The sequence below is a fragment of the Pseudarthrobacter sp. GQ63 genome (assembly GCF_059758765.1).
On sequence record NZ_JCAXEF010000002.1, the window covers coordinates 121,234 to 143,526 of the forward strand.

At 65.8% G+C, this 22,293-nt stretch carries 17 protein-coding genes; 10 read left to right on the forward strand and 7 right to left on the reverse strand.

All coding sequences use genetic code 11. The features are described from left to right. Positions 1-8: 8 nt before the first annotated feature. The 3 genes from AC6CHP_RS05040 to AC6CHP_RS05050 all read left to right on the forward strand — a co-directional run bounded on the left by AC6CHP_RS05040 (position 9) and on the right by AC6CHP_RS05050 (position 2,175). Positions 9-1,262, forward strand: a complete 1,254-nt coding sequence (locus tag AC6CHP_RS05040) for an inorganic phosphate transporter (protein ID WP_188729851.1) — start codon at positions 9-11, stop codon at positions 1,260-1,262. After that, positions 1,259-1,480, forward strand: a complete 222-nt coding sequence (locus AC6CHP_RS05045) for a hypothetical protein (protein ID WP_104187371.1) — start codon at positions 1,259-1,261, stop codon at positions 1,478-1,480. Before AC6CHP_RS05040 ends, AC6CHP_RS05045 begins: the two co-directional genes overlap by 4 nt. A gap of 134 nt (positions 1,481-1,614) precedes the next feature. Then, positions 1,615-2,175: a dihydrofolate reductase family protein gene (locus tag AC6CHP_RS05050; RefSeq protein ID WP_498228389.1), complete on the forward strand. Its 561-nt coding sequence runs from the start codon at positions 1,615-1,617 to the stop codon at positions 2,173-2,175. Positions 2,176-2,412: 237 nt separating this feature from the next. Here the strand turns inward: AC6CHP_RS05050 and AC6CHP_RS05055 are convergent, their stop codons facing one another. Together AC6CHP_RS05055 and AC6CHP_RS05060 are read right to left on the reverse strand one after the other, a co-directional pair. Next, on the reverse strand, positions 2,413-4,008 hold the full coding sequence (locus AC6CHP_RS05055) for an HNH endonuclease signature motif containing protein (protein ID WP_498228391.1): 1,596 nt from the start codon (positions 4,006-4,008) through the stop codon (positions 2,413-2,415). Between the two features lie 645 nt (positions 4,009-4,653). Then, on the reverse strand, positions 4,654-5,172 hold the full coding sequence (locus AC6CHP_RS05060; RefSeq protein WP_498228392.1) for a hotdog fold thioesterase: 519 nt from the start codon (positions 5,170-5,172) through the stop codon (positions 4,654-4,656). Between the two features lie 193 nt (positions 5,173-5,365). Here AC6CHP_RS05060 and polA point away from each other — a divergent pair, with 193 nt between their 5' ends. Then, positions 5,366-8,050 carry a DNA polymerase I gene (polA, locus tag AC6CHP_RS05065; protein WP_498228826.1) on the forward strand — a complete coding sequence of 895 codons (2,685 nt, stop codon included), beginning with the start codon at positions 5,366-5,368 and terminating at the stop codon, positions 8,048-8,050. Between the two features lie 109 nt (positions 8,051-8,159). Here the strand turns inward: polA and AC6CHP_RS05070 are convergent, their stop codons facing one another. Continuing rightward, complete coding sequence (locus AC6CHP_RS05070) at positions 8,160-9,617, reverse strand: APC family permease (RefSeq protein ID WP_188729843.1); 1,458 nt, start codon at positions 9,615-9,617, stop codon at positions 8,160-8,162. Positions 9,618-9,848: 231 nt separating this feature from the next. Between AC6CHP_RS05070 and AC6CHP_RS05075 the strand changes: the two genes are divergently transcribed. Together AC6CHP_RS05075 and rpsA are read left to right on the forward strand one after the other, a co-directional pair. Continuing rightward, on the forward strand, positions 9,849-11,165 hold the full coding sequence (locus AC6CHP_RS05075; protein ID WP_498228394.1) for a GNAT family N-acetyltransferase: 1,317 nt from the start codon (positions 9,849-9,851) through the stop codon (positions 11,163-11,165). Positions 11,166-11,384: 219 nt separating this feature from the next. Next, on the forward strand, positions 11,385-12,863 hold the full coding sequence (gene rpsA, locus AC6CHP_RS05080) for a 30S ribosomal protein S1 (protein WP_013600871.1): 1,479 nt from the start codon (positions 11,385-11,387) through the stop codon (positions 12,861-12,863). Positions 12,864-12,977: 114 nt separating this feature from the next. Here rpsA and AC6CHP_RS05085 read toward each other — a convergent pair whose 3' ends face one another. Both AC6CHP_RS05085 and AC6CHP_RS05090 read right to left on the reverse strand, forming a co-directional pair. Further along, a complete protein-coding gene (locus AC6CHP_RS05085; protein ID WP_498228395.1) occupies positions 12,978-13,496 on the reverse strand; it encodes a GNAT family N-acetyltransferase in 519 nt (172 codons plus the stop codon). Beyond that, positions 13,480-14,169, reverse strand: coding sequence for an IMPACT family protein (locus tag AC6CHP_RS05090; protein ID WP_427117169.1), 690 nt, complete (start codon positions 14,167-14,169; stop codon positions 13,480-13,482). The genes AC6CHP_RS05085 and AC6CHP_RS05090 overlap by 17 nt, the downstream gene beginning before the upstream one ends. A 142-nt stretch (positions 14,170-14,311) precedes the next feature. Here AC6CHP_RS05090 and coaE point away from each other — a divergent pair, with 142 nt between their 5' ends. The 4 genes from coaE to AC6CHP_RS05110 all read left to right on the forward strand — a co-directional run bounded on the left by coaE (position 14,312) and on the right by AC6CHP_RS05110 (position 20,433). After that, a complete protein-coding gene (gene coaE, locus AC6CHP_RS05095) occupies positions 14,312-15,526 on the forward strand; it encodes a dephospho-CoA kinase (RefSeq protein ID WP_498228396.1) in 1,215 nt (404 codons plus the stop codon). 80 nt (positions 15,527-15,606) lie between these two features. Then, positions 15,607-17,703, forward strand: a complete 2,097-nt coding sequence (uvrB, locus tag AC6CHP_RS05100) for an excinuclease ABC subunit UvrB (RefSeq protein ID WP_104187347.1) — start codon at positions 15,607-15,609, stop codon at positions 17,701-17,703. A 203-nt stretch (positions 17,704-17,906) separates the two neighbouring features. Beyond that, positions 17,907-18,935 carry a TerC family protein gene (locus AC6CHP_RS05105; protein WP_188729831.1) on the forward strand — a complete coding sequence of 343 codons (1,029 nt, stop codon included), beginning with the start codon at positions 17,907-17,909 and terminating at the stop codon, positions 18,933-18,935. A 103-nt stretch (positions 18,936-19,038) separates the two neighbouring features. Then, positions 19,039-20,433 (forward strand): MFS transporter, encoded by a 1,395-nt coding sequence (locus AC6CHP_RS05110; RefSeq protein ID WP_427117166.1) that lies wholly within the window; start codon positions 19,039-19,041, stop codon positions 20,431-20,433. Here AC6CHP_RS05110 and AC6CHP_RS05115 read toward each other — a convergent pair. Both AC6CHP_RS05115 and AC6CHP_RS05120 read right to left on the reverse strand, forming a co-directional pair. Next, positions 20,419-21,774, reverse strand: a complete 1,356-nt coding sequence (locus AC6CHP_RS05115; protein WP_498228398.1) for an alpha/beta fold hydrolase — start codon at positions 21,772-21,774, stop codon at positions 20,419-20,421. The genes AC6CHP_RS05110 and AC6CHP_RS05115 overlap by 15 nt on opposite strands. Next, positions 21,767-22,267 (reverse strand): GNAT family N-acetyltransferase, encoded by a 501-nt coding sequence (locus tag AC6CHP_RS05120; RefSeq protein ID WP_188729824.1) that lies wholly within the window; start codon positions 22,265-22,267, stop codon positions 21,767-21,769. The genes AC6CHP_RS05115 and AC6CHP_RS05120 overlap by 8 nt, the downstream gene beginning before the upstream one ends. Positions 22,268-22,293: the final 26 nt, after the last annotated feature.

Here is a 22,293-nt window from a genome sequence, read left to right on the forward strand (position 1 = left end):
GGCAACAGGTGGATATCACCTTCATGGTGGCGCTGGTCATCGCACTGGCACTATTTTTCGACTTCACGAACGGCTTCCATGACACCGCGAATGCCATGGCCACGCCCATTGCAACCGGCGCCATTAAGCCGAAGACAGCGGTGACCCTGGCGGCCATCCTGAACCTCGTGGGCGCCTTCCTCTCCACCGAGGTGGCCAAGACGGTCTCTGGCGGAATCATCCGGGAAGGGTCGGACGGGATCCAGATCACCCCGGACATCATTTTCGCCGGCCTCATGGGTGCCATCCTCTGGAACATGATCACGTGGCTCAAGGGCCTGCCGTCGAGTTCCTCGCACGCGCTGTTCGGCGGTCTGATCGGCGCCGCGATCGCCGGCATCGGCTTCAACTCGATCAACCTCGAAGGCCTGATGCAAAAGGTCATCCTCCCCGCCATCTTCGCCCCGCTGATCGCGGGCATTGTCGCCTACATCTGCACGCGCCTGGCATACGCCCTGACGTCCCGGCATGACCCGGAGACCGGCAGCAAGCTCACCCAGAAACGTGGCGGCTTCCGAACCGGACAGATCTTCACCTCAAGCCTGGTGGCCCTGGCCCACGGCACCAACGACGCCCAGAAGACCATGGGTATCATCACCCTGGTCCTGATCGCCGCAGGCACCCAGGAGGCCGGATCCGGCCCCCAGTTCTGGGTCATTGCCGCTTGTGCCTTCGCCATCGCCATCGGCACCTACGCCGGCGGATGGCGCATCATCCGCACCATGGGTGCCGGCCTCACCGAGGTGAAGCCCGCCCAGGGTTTCGCGGCCGAGACCAGCACCGCGTCCGCGATCCTTGCGTCCTCGCACCTCGGCTTTGCCCTCTCCACCACCCAAGTGGCGTCCGGTTCCGTTATCGGATCCGGCATGGGCCGGAAGGGGACCAGCGTCCGCTGGAGCATGGTGGGAAAAATCGCCCTGGGTTGGCTCTTCACTCTTCCGGCAGCGGGCATTGTGGGGGCCCTGACCGCCCTGCTGGTGAAGACCGGTGTCATCGGCGTCCTGATCGCCGCCGTCGCCGGCACGGCAGCTGTCCTCTTTATGTTCTTCTACTCACGCAAGTCCGCCGTCGGCCACCACAACGCCATCGAGGTGGAGGAAGCCGGCCAGGCCGTGCGCTTCGCCAAGAAGAAGGCCATGGCGCGTGCGCGCGCCCACGCCAAAGCCAAAGCGCAGGCAGAGGCTGACGCTGACGCCAACAACCAGAAGGAGACTCAGCGATGAAGTGGTTGGAACTCCTGACCGTTGCCGGCGCCACCCTGACGGCCGCAGTAACAGTTGTAGTGCTGTACTCGCTCGGCGTGCGGCTCACGGCCATTGCCGCGGATGTTCAGCAGACGTCCCCGGGCATCAAGCGGTCCCTTGCCTACATCTGCTTCGGCCTGTGCAGCCTGGCGGTTCTCTTCGGGCTGTACCTGATCATCCCGTACTTCTCCGGCTGACCAGGCCCCCTGTCGCCGCGCCAGGTTAACGCCGGCAAGCCCGTCACTGTCTTCGCTTGAGGCAGTTCCTGCTCCCCCTCCTCGGGTCCAACCAGTCTCTGGCAGGGGCAGGTGCGGTTGGCTAGGCTTGGCCCATGCCTCACATCCAGTACTACGTTGCCGCATCCCTGGACGGCTTTATTGCCACCCCCACTGATGACCTGGACTGGCTCCTGCAGTTCGACGGATTCGAAGGCGGTAAGGAAAGCTACGAGTCGTTCATGGCGGATGTGGGCTGCATTGTCATGGGTGGAGAAACCTATTCCTGGCTTCTGGAACACGAACCGGACAACTGGCCTTACCCCGCCACGCCGTCCTACGTGTTCACCCACCATGAGTACCCGGCCCCGGCAGGTGCTGACATCACGTTCGTCCGCGGGGATGTTACCGAGTTCGCAGCGGACTTCGAACGCGACGCGGGCGGAAAGAACGTCTGGGTGGTAGGCGGCGGCAACCTGGCCGCGCAGTTCGCCGGCGCCGGCCTGCTCCACGAAATCATCTTGTCCGTGATTCCCGTGGTGTTGGGAAGCGGCAAGCGGCTGCTCCCGCTGGAAGGGCCGACGCCGCCTCTCGAGCTGGTTGCCTCCCGCACCATGGGCAGGGGCATCGTTGAGCTGCGGTACCTTTTGGATGGCAGCCCGGCCAGCGGCACATAGGTCAACGGCCGCGCAGCACACGACATCTAGGTTCAGAACCACGGAGCGCCCGCACGCGGGTCCGGCTGCTGCACGCCCGCATATAGGTCCGGCCGTGCAGCAAGCAGGTGGACTGATCACGGCCTAATGGATGGTGGGCCCTTTTTTCGGGACCGTGAGTTGCCTTACTCCGGCTGCTGTTCTTCGACGCCGCCATCAGACGTCGGTCAAGGGCGTCACCCGTGGAGGGGCGCCAGGTCAGCTGCTGCCATAGAAGAACTCCTCCAGCTCGACTTCTGCCTGGGATAGCCCGCGATGAAGCAGATCCGCGGGGCGGTGTGCCTGCCCCATGTGACGTTCCCGGCGCTGCTCACCGGGTTTCAGGTGCGCGGGCATGGCGGACAGGGCAGACTCCGGCCAGTGGGGTGGTTCCCAGTCCTGGTGTTCGCTTTTGTAGTGGCGTCCGGTGGGTGAGGTCCAGCCGGGTGGTTGGTTTTTGGTGGCTGGTGTTGGTGTCCAGCCGGTGGTGTGCCGGAGTTTGTGGTGTTTGGGGCAGGGTTGTCCGAGGTTGCTGATTCCGGTGGTTCCGCCGTTGTGCCATGCGAGGAGGTGGTCTGCCTCATTGTCCAAAGAGCTGTTGCTGCAGCCGGGGAAGGGGCAGGTGCCGTCGCGCAGCCGGAGCCAGGTCCGCATGGCTTTGGTGACCCTATAGCTGCTCCGCCCGATTTCCAGCGGGGCGCCGTCCCGCGGGTCTATCAGGACGCGGTGGAACGCATCGGCGCCGTTGGCGACCAGGTCCCTCGCCATGGAGGCTGGGATGGGTCCGTATCCGTCGAGCATGGCGGGCTCGTCGGTCAGGCCCATGAGGGCGAGGACCGGGACGGTGACGAGAACCTGCGCCCGGATCCACGGCGACGGGGCGGGATCCGTTCCTGCATCTGCCCCGCTGCTGGTATCTGCCGCGGCGCTGGTGCCCGCCGCGACGCTGGTGTCTGCAGGAATGCCGGGACTGTCGGCTCTCCCGTGGTTGCTGCCACTGTTGGTGCTGCTGGTGAGGATGGCTTCGGCGAAGTGGTCGGCGCGGATTTGGGTGAGGGTGCGGGGTTCGTGGGGTCCTTGTGCGGCGCGGGCGAGGGCGTTGAGCCGGTTCCAGCCTGCCATTGCCTGGTGGGCGGGGAGGTAGGCGGAGAGCCAGGCCATGCCGTCCTGGTCCGGCCTGTAGTCGACCCGCCGGTCTGCCGCGGCGTTGGTATGGCGTTTTTCGATTGATTCGGGATGGTGGCGTTCGCGCCAGGTGCGGGCCTTGTGCTTGAACCGGTGCGCGGGCATCTCCCCGATCGTCGCCGCACCGGCAGGCCGTGGTGTGTCGGGGTCCAGGAAGTGGGCTTCCAGGGCGGTGGCGGCGGTGGGGTCGAGGGTGGCTGCCTCGTCTGCCATGACCTGGGCGTGCTGCCAGGAGATCGTGCCGGCCTGCAGGGCCGCGAGGGTCAGGGGCAAGGTGGTGGTCAGGGCGTGGGATACGGCCAGGAACGCGCTGGCGGCCCGCGGCCCGATGGCCAGCACGCACCCGATCTCGGCGGCCACAGCCATTTCCTGGGCCTGCACCGGCGTCCCGGGAGGGGCGAGGGCGTGGGCGGTGTCGGCGTATTTCATGGCAGCTCGGGCCTTCAGGCCCGCGAGCCCGGCTTCGGACTCCTTGGCGGCGGCGAGGATGTCCAGGCTCCCTTCCGCCAGCCCGGCCAACGGATCAGCAGCCGAGAACGGCTCAGAACCGCACCCGTCCACCTCAGCGTTGAGCACGGCAAGGGCGGCCCTTATATCCGCAAACGCCTTCTCCACCGCTCCCCTGCCCATAAACCCATCATGCCAAGGGGGTCCGACAATGAGGCGGACAGCCCACGGCGGAGATTTCCTCAGCGGCGTTGCCACCGGAAACCGCCAATCCTGCCCCGCCTGCTGGCGCCCAGGTGACCCTGGCGGACCCTGATTGAGCCGGGAGCCGGGAGCCGGGAGTCAGGGGTCGGGAGCCGGTGGGCCCTATAGCGGCGGCAGCGCCACGGTAGTTTCGCCAAACAGGAGTGTCACCTGACCCGAACTGTCTATATCGGAAGGAGTCTTGATGATGTAGGTGCGTGGCGCCATGTCGGCTGTGCAGTTGGGTCCGCCGCGGGTCGAGGCCAAGTTTGATGGTGTAGGCATCGGCAACGTCGATGGAGGACGGAAACGCAGGGCAGCTCGAACTGCCGGCCAGCACAACGGCGAACCTGGCGCCGCCGTCCAGCCAGCCTGCCGTGGGAAAAGGGTATGCAAGATCCCGGCCGGAGGAGTCTTGAGTCGCGGTAATTGCTTCAGCAGGGAGCCCGCCCGTGTGTTCAGATTCAGCAATTGACGCAGGCGCAGCAGAACACGCGGTCAGCAGCAATGAGACACCGACAATCCAGATTCCGCTGATCCTGCCCATGGGTTGAGGTTACGTGGCCGCCGTCTGCATCGTCACTGTCAGCCGTCGTTAGTCGTCCCCTGCGACGGACTGACCGGCCCCTTGTGGACGGGGCTCGGGATGTTGTCCCGGATCATATTGGTGATGCGTGCCGTGGACAGCCGCCTGCCCTGTTCGTCTGTCATCACGATCTCATGGGTGGCCAGGGTCCGGCCCAAATGGATGGCTGTGCACGTTCCCGTCACGGTTCCGGTGGAGATGGAGCGGTGATGGGTGGCGTTGACCTCGATGCCCACCGCATGGCGGCCCGGCCCGGCATGCATCCCGGCGGCGAAGGACCCCAGTGTTTCGGCGAGCACCACGTGCGCCCCGCCGTGGAGGATTCCCGCGACCTGCGTGTTGCCCTCCACCGGCATGGTGGCAACGCTGCGCTCGGGGCTCATCTCCTGGAACCGGATCCCCATTTTCACCACCAGGGCGCCGATCCCTAACCGCCCCAGCCAGGCATGCAGGTGCTCAGGGATGCCGGCGGCGGAAAGCTCGTCGGCGAAGGGGCCGGGCGTGAAATTGTCCATCATGGCAACTAGGCTGGCACCTGTGAGTGAAACAACCAAACCGGCCCCTTTCCCGTCCCAAACCCTGCAGGAGGACAACGCCCCGCAGGGCTCAACCGCCCTCCAGGACGCTGCAGTCGGGGAAGGTGCAGGTCAGGACAACGCTGGGGTCCCGGCCGGCGGGTCCGTTTCAGCGACCGCCGCCCCCGTAGTCCCCATGACCGGCCAGCCGCGGCTGCTCGTCCTGGACGGCCACTCCATGGCATTCCGCGCTTTTTTCGCGCTCCCTGCGGACAAGTTCTCAACCACCAACGGGCAGCACACCAACGCCATCCACGGATTCACCTCCATGCTGATCAACCTCATCAAGGAGCAGCAGCCAACCCACATCGCCGTGGCCTTCGACGTCTCTGACGAGTCCACCCACCGCAAGACCGAATACAGCGAATACAAGGGTGGCCGGAACGAAACCCCCCGGGAGATGAACAACCAGATTGACCTCATTGGGCAGGTCATGGAGGCCTGGGGCATCAAGACCATCAAAATGCCCGGTTATGAGGCTGACGACATCCTGGCCACCCTCGCCGCCATGGGTGAAAAGGCAGGGTACGAGGTACTGCTGGTGTCAGGGGACCGTGACGCGTTCCAGCTCATCACGGACAACGTCTTTGTGCTGTACCCGAAGAAGGGCGTCAGCGATATTCCGCGGATGGATGCCGCCGCCATCGAGGCAAAGTACTTCGTCAGCCCCGGCAGGTACTCCGACCTCGCCGCACTGGTGGGCGAAACCGCGGACAACCTCCCGGGCGTGCCCGGCGTCGGGCCGAAGACCGCAGCAAAGTGGATCAACCTCTACGGGGGACTCGAGGGCGTCCTGGAACACCTGGATTCCATTGGCGGGAAGGTGGGCGACGCGCTGCGTGAGAACGTCGACGCCGTGAAGCGGAACCGCCGGCTGAATCAGCTCCATACGGACCTTGAACTCCCCGTCACACTCGATGACCTGTACCAGCCGCGCCCGGACCAGGCAGCACTTGAGGACCTCTTCGACAAGCTCGAATTCAAGACCATCCGCAACAGGCTCTTCGCGCTGTACGGCGATGAGGACAAGCCGGCCGCCGAGCGGGAGATCATCGACACTCCCGAGTACGTCACCCCGGCTGACGCCGCGGAACTGTCCGCATTCCTGGCCGCAGGCTCCGGACAACGCTCCGCCCTCGCTGTGGACCTCATCCCTGGCCGCATCGGCGAGGACGCCGCAGCGCTGGCCATCGTCCGGGACGGCGCCGCCGCCTACATTGACCTGTCCGGACAGGACGCCGACACGGAGAACGTCCTGGCTGCCTGGCTGCGCGACCCCGGCGCTCCGAAGGTCATGCACGGCTTCAAGGCCGCCCTCAAAGCCCTGACCTCCCGTGGGCTGGAGCTGGAAGGCGTCGTGGACGACACCTCCATCTCCGGCTACCTGATCCAGCCCGACCGGCGCACCTATGAACTCGCCGAGCTGGCCCAGCACCACCTGAACGTGGGCATCCCGGGCGCAACAGCCAAGGCAGGGCAGCTGGAGCTCTCCTTCGACGGCGAGGACGATGCCGCCGCCGACGCACTGGTCCAGGCCGCCGCCGTCGTCCTTGCCCTCAGCGGCTACTTCGAATCGGAACTGAAGGAGCGCCGGGCCGAGGAACTCCTGTCCACCCTGGAGCTGCCCGTCAGCCGGGTCCTGGCGGACATGGAACTCGCCGGCATCGGCATCGACATGGCACGCATGGACGACCAGCTCGCCGACCTTGCCAGGGTCATCGACCAGGCGCAGGAGCAGGCGTTCGCGGCGATCGGCCACGAGGTCAACCTGGGCTCGCCCAAGCAGCTCCAGACGGTCCTGTTCGAGGAACTCCAGCTGCCCAAGACCAAGAAGATCAAGTCTGGCTACACCACGGATGCGGCCTCGCTGAAGAACCTGCTGGAAAAGACCGGGCACGAGTTCCTGGTGCAGCTGATGGCCCACCGGGAGGCCGCCAAGCTGCGCCAGATGCTTGAATCCCTGAAGAAATCGGTGGCAGAGGACGGCCGCATCCACACCACGTACGCGCAGAACGTGGCAGCAACAGGCCGGATCTCCTCCAACAACCCCAACCTGCAGAACATCCCCATCCGCAGCGAGGAAGGCCGGCGCGTCCGCGGCATCTTCGTGGTGGGGAAGGGCTATGAATGCCTGCTGTCCGCAGACTACTCGCAGATTGAGATGCGCATCATGGCGCACCTGTCCGGCGACCAGGGCCTCATCCAGGCCTACAAGGACGGCGAGGACCTCCACCGGTTCGTCGGCTCGAACATCTTCCACGTGCCCACCGAAGAGGTCACCAGCGCCATGCGCTCCAAGGTGAAGGCCATGTCCTATGGCCTGGCCTACGGCCTGACGTCCTTCGGCCTGTCCAAGCAGCTGGAGATCTCCGTGGATGAGGCACGCACCCTCATGAGGGACTACTTCGACCGGTTCGGCGCCGTCCGGGACTACCTCCGCGGCGTCGTCGACCAGGCCCGCGTGGACGGCTACACGGCCACCATCGAGGGACGCAGGCGGTACCTGCCGGACCTGACCAGCACGGACAGGCAGCTGCGCGAAAACGCCGAGCGCATCGCACTGAACAGCCCCATCCAGGGCTCGGCGGCGGACATCATCAAGCGTGCCATGCTCGGTGTCCACGCGGAACTGAAGGCCCAGGGACTGAAATCACGGATGCTGCTCCAGGTCCATGACGAACTCGTCCTGGAGGTCGCCACGGGCGAACGCGCAGCCGTGGAGAAACTGGTTACCGAGCAGATGGCCGCCGCGGCGGACCTCAGCGTTCCGCTGGAGGTCCAGATCGGCGTCGGACCCAGCTGGTACGACGCCGGGCACTAAGCCACGCGCAACGCGAAAGAGGTGGGACGGATAACCGTCCCACCTCTTTCGCGTTGTCAGCAGGCCCCCGGGCGGGGACAGTCTGGCAGGGACAACAGGGCAGGGATACTCAGCTGTTCCTTGCCGACTCCCGCCGCTGCCTCAGCCGCTCCAGCAGGTCGTGCTCAGCATCCGCGCCGGGCGTGATGCCGGACGGGATGCGGAACAGCAGGACCGCTCCGAGCACCCACCAGAGGCCGAACAGGATCCACGGCGGCGGGGTGAGGGCTGCGGGCATGCCGGGCATGTAGAGGCTGAGCAGTCCCAGGCAGAGGACCACCGCGGTAACGCCGATTATGACGCCGCCGTTGCCCTGGCCGCCCACGCGGAGCGGCCGGTCCATCCCGGGCTCGCGCCGGCGCAGGATCACAAACACCACGGCGACCAGGATGTAGGCAATAACGATGCTGGGCGCCCCCGAATCCACAAGCCAGCCGAGCATCGATACGCCGAAGAACGGCGCAACGAAGGACAGCACGCCAATGAACAGGAGCGCGTTGACCGGAGTGCGGTACTTCGGATGCAGCTTGGCGAACCACGCGGGCAGCATGCCGGAACGCGCCATCGAGAACATCAGGCGCGAGGCGCCCAGAAGCAGCGAGTTCCATGAGGTCAGGATTCCCGCGATTCCACCGGCAATCAGGATCTTCGCCATCACGTCACTGCCGAACAGTGCACCCATGGCATCGGCTGTTGCAATATCCGCCTGTGCGATCTCTCCCGCGGGCATCGCAGAGGACGTGGTCAAAACAGTCATGACGTACCAGATGGTTGCGAGGATGACGGCGACGACGACGAGCCTGCCTATTTGCCGGGCGGGGATGTTCACTTCTTCGGCTGACTGGGGGATGACGTCGAAGCCCACGAACAGGAACGGAACCACCACCAAGACGGCGAAGTAGCCGTTCAGGCCGCCCGTGAAGAAGGGCTCCATGTTCGTCGCCGAACCTCCAACGAAGGAACCGAACACCAGCATCAGGCCAATGACCAGCAGGAAGACCACCACGAACGTCTGGGCAACACCGGCAAGCTTCACACCGAGGATGTTGATTCCAGTGATCACTACCGCTGCGACAGCCCCCACCAGCGCCCAGGTCAGGTGCACCTGGTAGCCCGCCACTTCCCACAGCGGGATCTGGCTGAGGTTCGGGAAGAGGTATTGCGCAGTCCGGGGCAGGGCCACGGCCTCAAAGGCAACAATGGTGATGTACCCGCCGGTGATGGCCCAGGAGCCGATGAAGGACCACCGTGGGCCCATCCCGCGGAGCAGGAAGTTGTGTTCACCGCCCGCCTTCGGCATGGCCGCAGTCAGCTCGGCGTAGGTCAGACCCACCACGCCCATGATGGCGCCACCGGTGATCATGGCCAGGACGGCCCCCATAGTGCCGGCGGACGCGATCCAGCCGCCGGTGAGGACCACCCAGCCGAAACCGATCATGGCTCCGAATCCGAGTGCCAGGGCGTCCCAGTTGCCCAGGACTTTCAGTAGGGATGCGTCCGGTGTTTGTTCCGCTTGGGAAACTTGCATGTGTCCTCGCTAGGGTCAGGTACTGCGGGCAGATAATTTGCGTGGGCGCAGACCGCTTGTCCCACGCTTGTGAAGCGCGTCACGTCCTGCTCTAACTTAGACCCCCAGGGCTGACCGCGCACTGTGCATTGGCCCAGGATGCTGCAGCCCTGTTTGAACAGGATGCCGACGACGGTGCCTGCGGCGGAGCTGCGGATGGGGTCCGTGTTTGACTGGTGAAGGCCGCCGGCCATGACTAGGCTCGTAACCGTGGCTGAACTGAGTGGCAACTATGAAATCCGGCGCTTTGGCGCTGTCTCCGAGGGCAAGGACGGTTACGCGGAGGCGGAAGCCTGGTCGCGTGCTGTGTCCTTTGGCTTCCACGAATCCACCAGGACTCCCGAGCACGTGGCAAAAACGCTCGCCACGTACGAAGCTGACGGCCGGGCGCTCACCGGCGTTTACCAGACGGGGGCGGTGGCGCAGTCCTCCATGCCGGCAACGGTGCCGGTGGCCACCTTCGCAACCTTCCGCAAGACCCTCAATATCGGATTTGGCCGGATGCTCGAATCCCAGATGGTCACGTCGGTGACCGTCCGCACGTCGCACCGGCGGCGGGGCCTCCTGCGGACGATGATGAGCGAGGACCTTCGCCTCGCCAAGGATGACGGCATCGCCATGGCCGCCCTTACCGCCTCGGAAGGGACCATTTACGGCCGTTTCGGTTACGGCGTGGCCAGCTTTGAACGCACCGTCAAGGTGGACACCACCGCGCGCTTCAACCTCCGCCACCAGCCTGCCGGAAGCGTGGAGATTGCCGATCCCAAAGCCCTGCTGCACCTGGCGCCGGAGGTCTTCGAGCGTGTGCACCGGCTTACCCCCGGGTCCCTGGGCAGGCAGGACTGGTACCGGCAGTTGGCGTCCGGGTCCTTGGGCCGTGACGGCAAGGAGGACCCTGCCGTCAAGGTTGCGCTCCACTACGGTCCGGGCGGCGACATTGACGGCTATGTCTCCTACAAGTTCCTGGGCTGGGATACGGAGCCCTACACCGTGGAGGTCGTGGACCTGGTGGCAGCCGGCAATGACGCCTACCTGGAACTGTGGCAGTTCCTCGGCGCCATCGACCTGGTGGAACGCGTCTCGTGGGACGAAGCGCCGGTTGACGACCCCCTGGCGTGGGCGCTCGACGACCCGCGCTGCATCGATTCGTCGGACAGCCGGGACATGCTGTGGCTCCGCATCCTCGACGCCGGCAAGGCGCTGGAAGCCCGGCACTACCCGGCGGACGGCCGGCTTGTTTTCGGCATTGCGGACCCGCTGGACCTGACGGCAGGCAAGTACGCCCTGGACGTCGACGGCGGCCAGGCCGCCGTCGAGCGCTTGCCTGACACCGCCCCGGCGGACCTGGCGCTGGATGTCTCCGCCCTGTCCTCGATCTACCTGGGCGGGGTGTGTCCCGTCACGCTGGCCGCGGCGGGGCGGATCACCGAAACCACGCCCGGCGCCGCCCAGAAAGCGCGGCAGATGTTCGCGGTGGAGCGGGCAACGCACTGCCTCACCCACTTCTGAACTGCAAGGACACGTCAAGCCCGCGTGCCTCGCTTTGACCCTCGTAACGGGCAACGACTAGAATGAACAGGCGTGTGTTACGTGTGCCCAGCTTTGGCTGCACGTAAACGCCGCGCAATCAGGATGACCCGGCAAATCCGCCGCGCTCCGCCTCCAGGTCAGTACCCGGAAGTGGTGGTCGCCTGATCAACTAACTATCCACAACGGAGCCCCTACTACATGACCATCACCTCCACCGAGAAGCCCGGTACCCCCGTAGTCGCTATTAACGACATCGGTACCGCTGAGGACTTCCTCGCAGCTGTCGACGCCACCATCAAGTACTTCAACGACGGAGACCTCGTCGAAGGTACCGTCGTCAAGGTCGACCGCGATGAAGTCCTGCTCGACATCGGTTACAAGACCGAAGGTGTCATCCCCTCCCGTGAGCTGTCCATCAAGCACGATGTTGATCCCGGAGACGTCGTCTCCGTTGGCGATCAGGTCGAAGCCCTGGTGCTCACCAAGGAAGACAAAGAAGGCCGCCTGATCCTCTCCAAGAAGCGCGCTCAGTACGAGCGTGCTTGGGGCGACATCGAGAAGGTCAAGGAAGAAGACGGTGTTGTCACCGGTACCGTCATCGAGGTCGTCAAGGGTGGTCTTATCCTCGACATCGGCCTGCGCGGCTTCCTGCCCGCATCCCTCGTCGAGATGCGCCGTGTGCGCGACCTGGCTCCGTACATCGGCCAGCAGATCGAAGCCAAGATCATCGAGCTGGACAAGAACCGCAACAACGTTGTGCTGTCCCGCCGTGCATGGCTCGAGCAGACCCAGTCCGAGGTCCGCTCCACGTTCCTCAACAAGCTGGAAAAGGGCCAGGTCCGTCCCGGCGTCGTTTCCTCCATCGTCAACTTCGGTGCCTTCGTGGACCTGGGCGGCGTAGACGGCCTCGTTCACGTTTCCGAGCTGTCCTGGAAGCACATCGACCACCCGTCCGAGGTTGTCGAAGTTGGCCAGGAAGTCACCGTCGAGGTTCTCGAGGTGGACCTGGACCGCGAGCGCGTTTCCCTGTCGCTCAAGGCTACGCAGGAAGATCCGTGGCAGACCTTCGCCCGCACCCACGCCCTGGGCCAGGTTGTTCCGGGTAAGGTCACCAAGCTGGTTCCGTTCGGTGCGTTCGTCCGCGTCGAAGACGGCATCGAAGGCCTGGTCCACATCTCCGAGCTGGCTGTCCGCCACGTGGAACTGGCCGAGCAGGTTGTCTCCGTTGGCGACGAGCTGTTCGTCAAGGTCATCGACATCGACCTGGAACGCCGCCGCATCTCGCTGTCCCTCAAGCAGGCCAACGAGGGCGTCGACGCCGACAGCACCGAATTCGATCCCGCTCTGTACGGCATGGCCGCAGAGTACGACGAAGAGGGCAACTACAAGTACCCCGAGGGCTTCGATCCCGAGTCCAACGAGTGGCTTGAAGGCTACGAGAACCAGCGCGCCGCCTGGGAGCAGCAGTACGCTGACGCCCAGACCCGCTGGGAAGCCCACAAGAAGCAGGTTGCCCAGCACGCTGCCGACGACGCTGCTGCTGCAACGTCCGGTGACAGCGATTCCGGCACCACCAGCTACTCCTCGGAGCCGGCTGCTGAGTCCAACGCCGGTGCAGGCACGCTTGCATCCGACGAGGCTCTCGCCGCCCTGCGCGAGAAGCTGACCGGCAACTAATTGCCACCGGCCCGGTTTTCCGGGCCCACGCAACAGACCCCCTGCCCACAAGGCAGGGGGTCTGTTGCTATAACCCAGCTGTTGGCTTCAGTCGGTCAGGCGTCACCCAGCGCCTTAAAGTTCGACGACGGCGCGGACCGTCCCGTCGTCGTCGTGCGTCAGGACGGCCCCGGCTGAGGCCAGAATGCGCTGGGCGCCCACGTTTCCCGCCAGGGTGCGGGCAATCACCCGGGAAAGTCCCGCCCTTCGGGCCTCATCCAGCACCAGCCGCAACGCGGCGGCGCCAATGCCCCGGGACCGAAAGCTCCGGCCAAGCCAGATACCCGTATCGGCCGCCGCTCCGGCGGGTCCGGCTGCCGTGGTGCCGGATGCGATGCGGCGCAGCCGGATGGATCCGGCGAGGCTGCCATCGGCGAGAATTCCCCACGTCTTCTCCCCGGCAAGGCCGTCCAGGCCGTAGGCGGCGGCGCGGTGGTAACCGAAGAACCAGGCTGTCCGCTCAGGGTTCCAGCCCGGCCCGCCCAGCGGGGGAGCCACCTCATCGGGGGAGGCATCGCGCTTAGCGAGGGCAAGGAGCCCGTCCAGCACCGCCTCATCCACGTCCACCAGGGACACCTCAGGTGAAGGGGACATCCACCCACTCCGTTCCCTTCGCCACCAGCGAGGCACTGCCGGCCGTCAGCAACTGCACCCGTTCTGCGGCGTCCGCTATTGCGCCGGCGTTGTCCGGCACCGCCACCTGCAGGACAGTGTGCCGGGATCCGTAGCTGGTTCCGGCCATCACCAGGTTTGCGGCCCGCAGGTCGTTTTCGAGCTTCCCGGCCGCAGCATGCGGCACTTCCACCGAGCAGATCCGCAGGCGGCTGCGGCGCACCAGCGGCACAAGGGTTAGCGCCGAGGACACGGACTCGGAGTATGCCCGCACCAGTCCGCCTGCCCCGAGCAGGACACCGCCGAAGTAGCGGACGACGACGGCGCTTACGTCGCTGAGGTCGGCGGCCCCGGGCGTCGTCTCCCGTTTGGCCAAAGCTTCCAGCATGGGAAGGCCCGCTGTTCCGGACGGTTCGCCGTCGTCGTTGGAGCGCTGGATGCTCCGGTCGGGTCCGATGATAAACGCCGAGCAGTGGTGCCGGGCGTCGTGGAACTCGCGGCGGAGGCCTGCCACCAGGTCCCGTGCAGCGTCCTCGCTGTCTGCCCGGCGCAGCACAGTGATGAACCGGGAACGCTTGATCTCCAGCTCGTGGCGGAAATCGGAGCCCGCCGCCAGTGTGGTGTAGCTGGTGGCCCTGCTCTCTTCCCCTTGCACCCGCCCAAGTCTAGGCCCAGGCTCCCATGACCCGGCAAGCCATGGGCTGCCGCGCGTACTCGTCGTCGCCCGCGCTCTTGCGGCCAGCATGTGGCATTTAGGAGATGTACGTGGACCTGGGCCGGGCGATTAGGGTGGGGGGATGCTCAAGATCGGGTTGACGGGCGGCATCGCCTCCGGGAAGTCAGTGGTGGCCTCGCGCCTGAAAGAACGCGGCGCGGTGCTCGTGGATGCTGATGCGTTGGCCCGTGAAGTGGTGGAGCCCGGCACCGAGGGCCTGGACCGCGTTGTGGCGGAGTTTGGCAGAGATGTCCTTGGCGCCGACGGCCGGCTGGACCGCCCCAAACTCGGTACGTTGGTGTTTGGCAGCCCCGAGCGACTCGAGGCCCTCAACGGGATTGTCCACCCCCTGGTCCGTGCACGGGCCGCGGCTATTGTGGCGGCTGCGGCAGAAGATGCCGTGGTAGTGCAGGACATCCCCTTGCTTGTGGAAACCGGGCAGGGGAGCGACTTCCACCTGGTGGTGGTGGTGGATGCGCCGGACGACGTGCGGCTCCAGCGGATGCTGGAGCACCGTGGGATGACGCGGGAGGCTGCACTGTCGCGGATGGCCGCGCAGGCAACGCGGAAGGATCGGCTGGCTGTAGCCGACGTCGTCCTGGACAATTCTGCCAGCGTGCAGCACCTGCTGGTCCAGGTGGACCGGCTCTGGGACGACCGGCTGATGCCCTTCGCCCGCAACCTCGCTGCAGGCAAGCGTGCCGCGAGGAACTACGGACCTGTCCTGGAGCCGTATCGGGAGGAATGGGCCAAGGACGCGGCCCGGATCTCGGCAAGGCTGAAGTCCGCAGCCCACGGGCTCATCCTGGCGGTGGACCACATTGGCTCCACCTCCGTCCCCGGCCTGGCCGCCAAGGACGTCATAGACCTGCAGGTTGCCGTTTCCGGCCTGGACGCAGCAGACAGTGCGGCACCCCTGCTGGCGGCAGCCGGGTTCCCCTTGGTGCCCGGTGCCGGGTCCGATACGCCTAAACCTGGTGCGCCGGATCCCGGGCAGTGGCAGAAACGGTTCCACGCCAACGCGGACCCCGCGCGTCCAGTCAACATCCACGTCCGCGTTGCCGGCTCGCCCGGATGGCGCTATGCCCTGATGTTCCGGGACTGGCTGCGGGCCAACCCGTCCGCACGCATGCTTTACGCAGGGCATAAGGCAGACCTTGCGGGGCGCTTCGCCAGCTCGGCGGGTACGAGGGCATATGCGGAGGCCAAGGAACCGTGGTTCACGGACGTTGCATGGCCCCTTATGTCCGCCTGGGCTGACGAGACCGGCTGGGCGCCGCCGTCGTACGCGTCGTGAAGCCGGTTCCGCGGACCGGAGCTGTTCGCCCGTAACGGACGGGCCCTTATAGTGTCGGTGCCCGGTTGTAGATTAGTTCCATGAGCCTTGCGCAGGATATCAACCGTGTTGTGGCGCCCTTTGAGGTCATCAGCGAATTCAAGCCCGCGGGCGATCAACCCGCCGCCATTGCCGAACTGACGGAGCGCATCAAGAACGGCGAAAAAGACGTGGTGCTTCTCGGCGCCACGGGTACCGGTAAGAGCGCCACCACGGCCTGGCTGATCGAGCAGGTCCAGCGCCCCACCCTGGTGATGGTCCAGAACAAGACCCTCGCGGCACAGCTGGCCAACGAATTCCGCGAACTGCTGCCCAACAACGCGGTGGAATACTTCGTGTCCTACTACGACTACTACCAGCCCGAAGCGTATGTGGCGCAGACGGACACCTTCATCGAGAAGGACTCCTCCATTAACGAGGAAGTTGAAAGGCTCCGCCACTCCGCCACAAACGCCCTGCTGACCCGGCGGGATGTGATCGTCGTGGCTACAGTGTCCTGCATCTACGGCCTGGGTACGCCGGAGGAATACATCGCCGGCATGGTCACGCTGCGCAAGGGCGCGGAGATGAACCGGGACGACCTCCTCCGGAAGTTCGTGTCCATGCAGTACGCCCGCAATGACATGGACTTCCACCGGGGCACGTTCCGGGTCCGCGGGGACACCGTGGAGATCATCCCGATGTACGAGGAACTTGCCATCCGGATCGAGTTCTTCGGTGACGAAATCGAGAACATCCACACGCTCCACCCGCTCACCGGCGAGGTGATCCGGGACGAAGAGGAAATGTATGTCTTCCCCGCCTCCCACTACGTTGCCGGGCCGGAGCGCATGTCCAGGGCCATCAAGCGGATTGAGGACGAGCTCGCCGACCGGCTGAAGGTGCTGGAGGGCCAGAACAAGCTGGTGGAGGCGCAGCGCCTCCGCATGCGGACCAACTACGATCTCGAAATGATGCAGCAGATGGGCTTCTGCAACGGCATCGAGAACTACTCCTCGCACATTGACGGCCGAGCCCCCGGCACGGCGCCGCACTGCCTCCTCGACTACTTCCCGGACGACTTCCTGCTCGTGGTGGACGAATCCCACGTGACCATCCCGCAGATCGGCGCGATGTACGAGGGCGACATGTCCCGCAAGCGGAACCTGGTGGACTTCGGCTTCCGGCTGCCCTCAGCCATGGACAACAGGCCGCTGAAATGGGACGAGTTCCTTCAGCGCGTCGGCCAGACCGTCTACCTGTCGGCCACCCCCGGCAAGTACGAGCTCGGCAAGGCCGACGGGTTCGTCCAGCAGATCATCCGGCCCACCGGGCTCATCGATCCCGAGGTGGTGGTCAAGCCCACCAAGGGCCAGATCGATGACCTGCTGGGGGAGATCAAGACCCGTACCGCCAAGGACGAGCGCATCCTGGTCACCACCCTCACCAAGCGGATGGCGGAGGACCTCACCGACTACCTCCTGGGCCACGGCATCAAGGTGGAGTATCTCCACTCCGACGTGGACACCCTGCGGCGCGTAGAGCTGCTGCGCGAACTCCGGATGGGAAAGTTCGACGTCCTGGTGGGCATCAACCTGCTTCGTGAGGGCCTGGACCTCCCGGAAGTGTCCCTGGTCAGCATCCTGGACGCGGACAAGGAAGGCTTCCTGCGCTCCTCAACCTCACTGATCCAGACCATCGGCCGCGCCGCCCGTAACGTCTCAGGCCAGGTGCACATGTACGCCGACCGCATCACGGACTCCATGGCGCATGCCATCGACGAGACCAACCGGCGCCGAGCCATCCAGGTGGCCTACAACACCGAGCATGGGGTGGACCCGCAGCCGCTGCGCAAGAAGATCGCGGACATCACCGACCAACTGGCCAAGGAAGACGCCGACACCCAGGAGCTGCTCAACAACAGCCGGCTGGCCAAGGGCGGCAAACGGAAGTCCGCGGCGAAGGGTGCCGCCCAAGTGCGCTCAGACGGCCTCGCAGCAGCACCGGCGGAGGATCTGGTGGGGCTGATCGAACAGTTGACGGAGCAGATGCACGGGGCTGCCGCCGAACTGCAGTTCGAGGTGGCAGCCAGGATCAGGGACGAAGTGAGCGAGCTGAAGAAGGAACTGCGGCAGATGCAGGCGGCCGGGCACGCCTGACACAAAGGTAACGGGGGGACGGGCGGCCCGGGTGACTGCGGTACAGTTAAGGTCACGTAGGGGAGTATCCCGAGCGCTACGATCGTCAACACGCAGGGCATAGTTGCCCGGCCGGGCGTAGCGGGCCGCCATTTCAGCACCAAGTGCACAGGCAGGCCGGAGAGACTTACACCGCATCTCTGTACCCTGCGAAAGGCTACCCTGTGCTCGAATTGCCCGTGTGGTTCGAAGTCGGCTCACTTGTCGTCCTCGGCCTGATCCTCCTGATCGACCTTCTTTTGGTGGTCCGGCGTCCCCATGAACCTTCCATGAAGGAAGCCGGACTGTGGGTAGCGTTTTATGTCAGCCTCGCCCTGGTGTTCGCCGGCGCCATGTTCGCCTTCACCGGCCCTGAGTACGGCGGCCAGTTCGTCGCCGGCTGGGTGACGGAATACAGCCTCAGCATCGACAACCTGTTTGTCTTCATCATTATCATGGCCCGCTTCTCCGTGCCCCGGAAGTACCAGCAGGAAGTGCTGATGGTGGGCATCATCATCGCCCTGATCCTGCGCGGCATCTTCATCCTGCTCGGCGCCATCGTCATTGAGCAGTTCAGCTGGGTGTTCTACATCTTCGGCGCGTTCCTGCTGTGGACTGCCTGGAAGCAGGCCCAGGACGAGGGCGAAGACGAAGAAGACCGGGAAAACCCGCTCATCGCCAAGATCCGCAAGGTCTTCCCCATGTCGGAGAACTTCGACGGCAACAAGCTGCGCACCACCGTGGATGGCAAGAGGGTCTTCACCCCGATGCTGATCGTGTTTATCACCATCGGCCTGACGGACCTGCTCTTCGCCGTCGACTCCATCCCCGCAATCTTCGGCCTCACCCAGAGCCCGTTCATCGTGTTCACGGCCAACCTGTTTGCCCTGATGGGCCTGCGCCAGCTGTACTTCCTGCTTGGTGGCCTGATGAACCGCCTGATCTACCTGAAGCACGCGCTGTCCTTCATCCTGGCCTTCATCGGGGTCAAGCTGGTCCTTCATGCGATGCACGTGAACGAACTGCCGTTCATCAACGGCGGGCAGCACATCGAATGGGCTCCCGAAATCCCCACGTTCGTATCCCTGGCGGTGATCGTTGGCACCATCGTGATCGCCGTGATCGCCAGCCTGGTCAGCTCCAAGGCCAAGGAAGCGCACCTGGATCCCCGCCTCGAAGACGACATCCGGAAGAGCCACAGCGACGCCGAGTAGCCCTTTCCTCCCGATACCAGCAAGCAATCCCGGCCGTCGTTCGGCCGGGATTGCCTGCTTTAACCGTCCTGCTGCGCGGCGCGGCGAGGACTATGCTCGGTGCATGGGTCCAATCCTGATGACGGAACAAGGGGTGCGCCAGGTGCAGCGGCGCACCGTGGCGCTGCTGGGCACGGCCCAGGTTTTCGGCGGCATTGGTACCGGCGCCACGGTGTCCATCGGATCGATCCTCGCGGTCGAGCTGTCAGGGTCCAGCGCCTGGGCGGGTGCCGTGGCCACAGTAATGACGCTGGGCGCGGCGCTGGCAGCACTGCCTCTGGCCGCCCTGGCAGACCGCCGGGGACGCCGGATCGGGCAGGTAGCCGGGCTGTCCGCGGCACTGGCGGGTGCTGTGCTGATGGTGCTCGCGGTGGTGTCCGGCCTCTTCGTGCTGCTGGTGCTGGGGGCCGCCGGCATCGGAGTGGGCAGCGCTGCCAGCCTGCAGGCGCGCTTCGCCGCGGTGGACCTTGCCGACCCCGACCACCGCGGCCTGGCCCTGTCAACGGTGGTCTGGGCGGTCACCATCGGCGCCGTCACCGGACCCAACCTGATCCAGCCCGGCACCGTGGTGGGCCAGGCGCTGGGTCTTCCGCCCGTTGCCGGGCCCTTCGTGATTTCCGGTGCCGGCCTGCTGCTGGCAGCCGTTCTGCTCTTTGTTGGGCTTCGGCCGGACCCGTTGCTGCTCGCCAGGGAACTCGCCGCCCAGCAGGCGCGTGAGGGTCTGCAGGCCGCTCAGGCCGTGGAGCTGCCGGCGGCGCCGCGGGTGGACGGCCGTGCAGGTAGCGGCCCTGCCGGACAGGGCGCGCACGACGGCGGGACGCTCGCCCGGGGCCTGCGCGCCATCCGCGGCTCCCGGACCGCGCTCCTGGCCGTGGCCGCCGTCGTCGGAGCCCACGCCGTCATGGTGGGCGTGATGTCCATGACGCCCCTGCACCTGCAGGAACTGGTGGAGGGCCCGGGCACCAGCCATGCAGGCCACACGGCGTCCGGCGACGTACTGGTGATCATCGGGTTCACCATCTCGCTGCACATCGCCGGGATGTTCGCCCTGTCGCCCGTGATGGGCTGGCTGACGGACAAAGCGGGCAGGGCCCAGACCATCATGATCGGTTTCACCCTGCTGATGACGGCCGTGGCTGTCGCCGGGTTCGGCCAGGCATCCACCGCGGCCGTGGCGGTGGGCCTGGTCCTGCTGGGCCTGGGCTGGTCCGCGGCCACCGTGTCCGGCTCCACGCTGCTGGCCGAAAGCGTGGCGCAGGAGTCGCGGGTTGCGGTCCAGGGCGTTTCCGACATGCTGATGGGTGCTGCCGGCGCCGTGGGCGGGGCAGTGTCCGGCCTGGTCCTCAGCTGGATTGGCTACCTGGGGCTCAACCTCCTGGGAGGTGCCGTGGGCGCAGCTGTCCTGGCCGCGGCGTTCCTGACCGTCATGGCCGGGCGGCGGCAGTCAGCGGCCGCCTGAGCGTGCCATGCCCAGGAGCCGGGCGAAGATCCCTTCCCCGTCGTCGGCGATGCCGTCGTGGTGGAAGTCCCCGGACTCCCACACCTGCAGCCCGCGGACGGCGGACGCCGTTTCCAGGGACAGCTTCCGGTCCACATAGATATCGTCCGAGTAGACGGCGGCGGCCACGGGAACCGTGTTGGCTGCCAGCTGCCCGCGGTCGTAGAGCTGTTTCCAGTCCTCTTTGGCGGCCAGCAGTTCCGCCACCTCCCGGAGGGGCTGAAGGGCCGGGTCCTGCTCGAAATACCAGGGATAGACCATTTCGCCGGTCAGGAGCAGCGGCTCAGCGTCAGGCTTGAACTCCGGATACTCGTCCAGGACGCGCCAGGCCGCCCACCCGGTGGCCTGCCCCTGGCCGTAGATGGACTCGTGCATCAGCGCGTAGAGGGGATTGGAACGGCGGGACACGATGCCCTGCACCTGGTCCAGGAAGGCGTCGGAAAGCCGTGGGCCTGCGGCGGTTTCCGTGAAGGCATCCTCCAGCAGGTGGTGCAGGCTGTCCACCCTGGTGTTGCCGCCGAGGAAAGCCCCCACCATCTGGAAGCGCTCCACGGTGAGCGGACCGCCGTCGGGCAGGTATTCCGGGGTGTGCCGCAGGTGGCTGGCAATCCGCTCAACCTCGGCACGGTCCTCCGGGTACCAGGCGAAGTATTCGGCGTTCCGGGCGGCCACGCGCTGGAATGTGGCGCGGTAGACGTCGTCGGCCGGGCCGGCCAGGGGCGCAAGGCCGCCGGTGACCAGTACTTCCCGAAGGCCCTGCGGGGCAAAGGACAGGTAGGTCAGGGCACAAAAGCCGCCGTAGCTCTGTCCGTACACCGTCCACGGGTCCGCCCCCAGGGCTTCCCGGACCAGCTCGGCGTCGGCCACGATGGAATCGGCCCGGAAGTGTTCCAGGTACGCGGCCTGGGCCGCGGCCGGTCCGCGCAGCGGAAGCGTGCTGCGGTCAATGGGCGAGGAGAGGCCGGTGCCCCGCTGGTCCAGCATCAGGATTCGGAAGTCCCTGGCGGCCGCCTTGCTCCAGCCGCCCAGGGATCCGAACCTGTTGCCGCGCCCGCCCGGGCCGCCCTGGAGGAAAAGCAGCCACGGAAGCTCGGAGGCCTGTTCCTCGGAGTGCGCGGCCGAGACGTACTCGCGGGCAAAAACGGTGATGGTTTCGCCATCGGGGAAGCCGCCGAAGTGGTCCAGCGGCACCCTGAAGAAGTGTTCAGCGGTGCGCATGCCACGGAACTCGTGCCGTGCCCTTACCTCGTGCTGGACCCGGACCGCCGGGCTGGCCGGAGCCGGCATCCGTGCGTCAGCCATTGGCGCGGGCCGGGACGGCACTGCCGAACTGTTCGAGCGCCTGGCCGGTGAGCCGGAACGTGGACCAGCCGTCCATGGGCCTGGCACCAAGGCTGCGGTAGAAGTTGATGGAGGGCTCGTTCCAGTCCAGGACGCTCCATTCCACCCTGGCGTATCCGTTGTCTACTGCGGTGGCGGCAAGGTGCTGGAGCAGCGCCTTGCCGTGCCCTTCGCCGCGGGCCTCCGGGCTGACGTAGAGGTCCTCCAGGTAGATCCCGTGGACGCCTTCCCAGGTGGAATAGTTCAGGAACCAGAGGGCGAAACCCTGGACTTCCCCTGCCTGGTTTTCGGCCATGGCTGCGAACACGCGCGGGTTCTCGCCGAACAGCACTTCCTGGAGCATTTCCGGTGTGTTCCGGACGGCGTCCGGCTCCTTCTCGTAGTGCGCCAGTTCGTGGATCATCCGAAGGATCGCGGGTACGTCTTGCCGGGTTGCGGGGCGGATTACACTCATTATTCGAGCTTACCGTCAGGTTCCAG

Bases quoted from the DNA above. Each gene is read 5' to 3' on its own strand.
- AC6CHP_RS05045 (WP_104187371.1), top strand. From the start codon at position 1,259: ATGAAGTGGTTGGAACTCCTGACCGTTGCCGGCGCCACCCTGACGGCC.
- AC6CHP_RS05050 (WP_498228389.1), top strand. From the start codon at position 1,615: ATGCCTCACATCCAGTACTACGTTGCCGCATCCCTGGACGGCTTTATT.
- AC6CHP_RS05055 (WP_498228391.1), bottom strand. From the start codon at position 4,008: ATGGGCAGGGGAGCGGTGGAGAAGGCGTTTGCGGATATAAGGGCCGCC.
- AC6CHP_RS05060 (WP_498228392.1), bottom strand. From the start codon at position 5,172: ATGATGGACAATTTCACGCCCGGCCCCTTCGCCGACGAGCTTTCCGCC.
- polA (WP_498228826.1), top strand. From the start codon at position 5,366: ATGACCGGCCAGCCGCGGCTGCTCGTCCTGGACGGCCACTCCATGGCA.
- AC6CHP_RS05070 (WP_188729843.1), bottom strand. From the start codon at position 9,617: ATGCAAGTTTCCCAAGCGGAACAAACACCGGACGCATCCCTACTGAAA.
- AC6CHP_RS05075 (WP_498228394.1), top strand. From the start codon at position 9,849: ATGACTAGGCTCGTAACCGTGGCTGAACTGAGTGGCAACTATGAAATC.
- rpsA (WP_013600871.1), top strand. From the start codon at position 11,385: ATGACCATCACCTCCACCGAGAAGCCCGGTACCCCCGTAGTCGCTATT.
- AC6CHP_RS05085 (WP_498228395.1), bottom strand. From the start codon at position 13,496: ATGTCCCCTTCACCTGAGGTGTCCCTGGTGGACGTGGATGAGGCGGTG.
- coaE (WP_498228396.1), top strand. From the start codon at position 14,312: ATGCTCAAGATCGGGTTGACGGGCGGCATCGCCTCCGGGAAGTCAGTG.
- uvrB (WP_104187347.1), top strand. From the start codon at position 15,607: ATGAGCCTTGCGCAGGATATCAACCGTGTTGTGGCGCCCTTTGAGGTC.
- AC6CHP_RS05110 (WP_427117166.1), top strand. From the start codon at position 19,039: ATGGGTCCAATCCTGATGACGGAACAAGGGGTGCGCCAGGTGCAGCGG.
- AC6CHP_RS05115 (WP_498228398.1), bottom strand. From the start codon at position 21,774: ATGGCTGACGCACGGATGCCGGCTCCGGCCAGCCCGGCGGTCCGGGTC.
- AC6CHP_RS05120 (WP_188729824.1), bottom strand. From the start codon at position 22,267: ATGAGTGTAATCCGCCCCGCAACCCGGCAAGACGTACCCGCGATCCTT.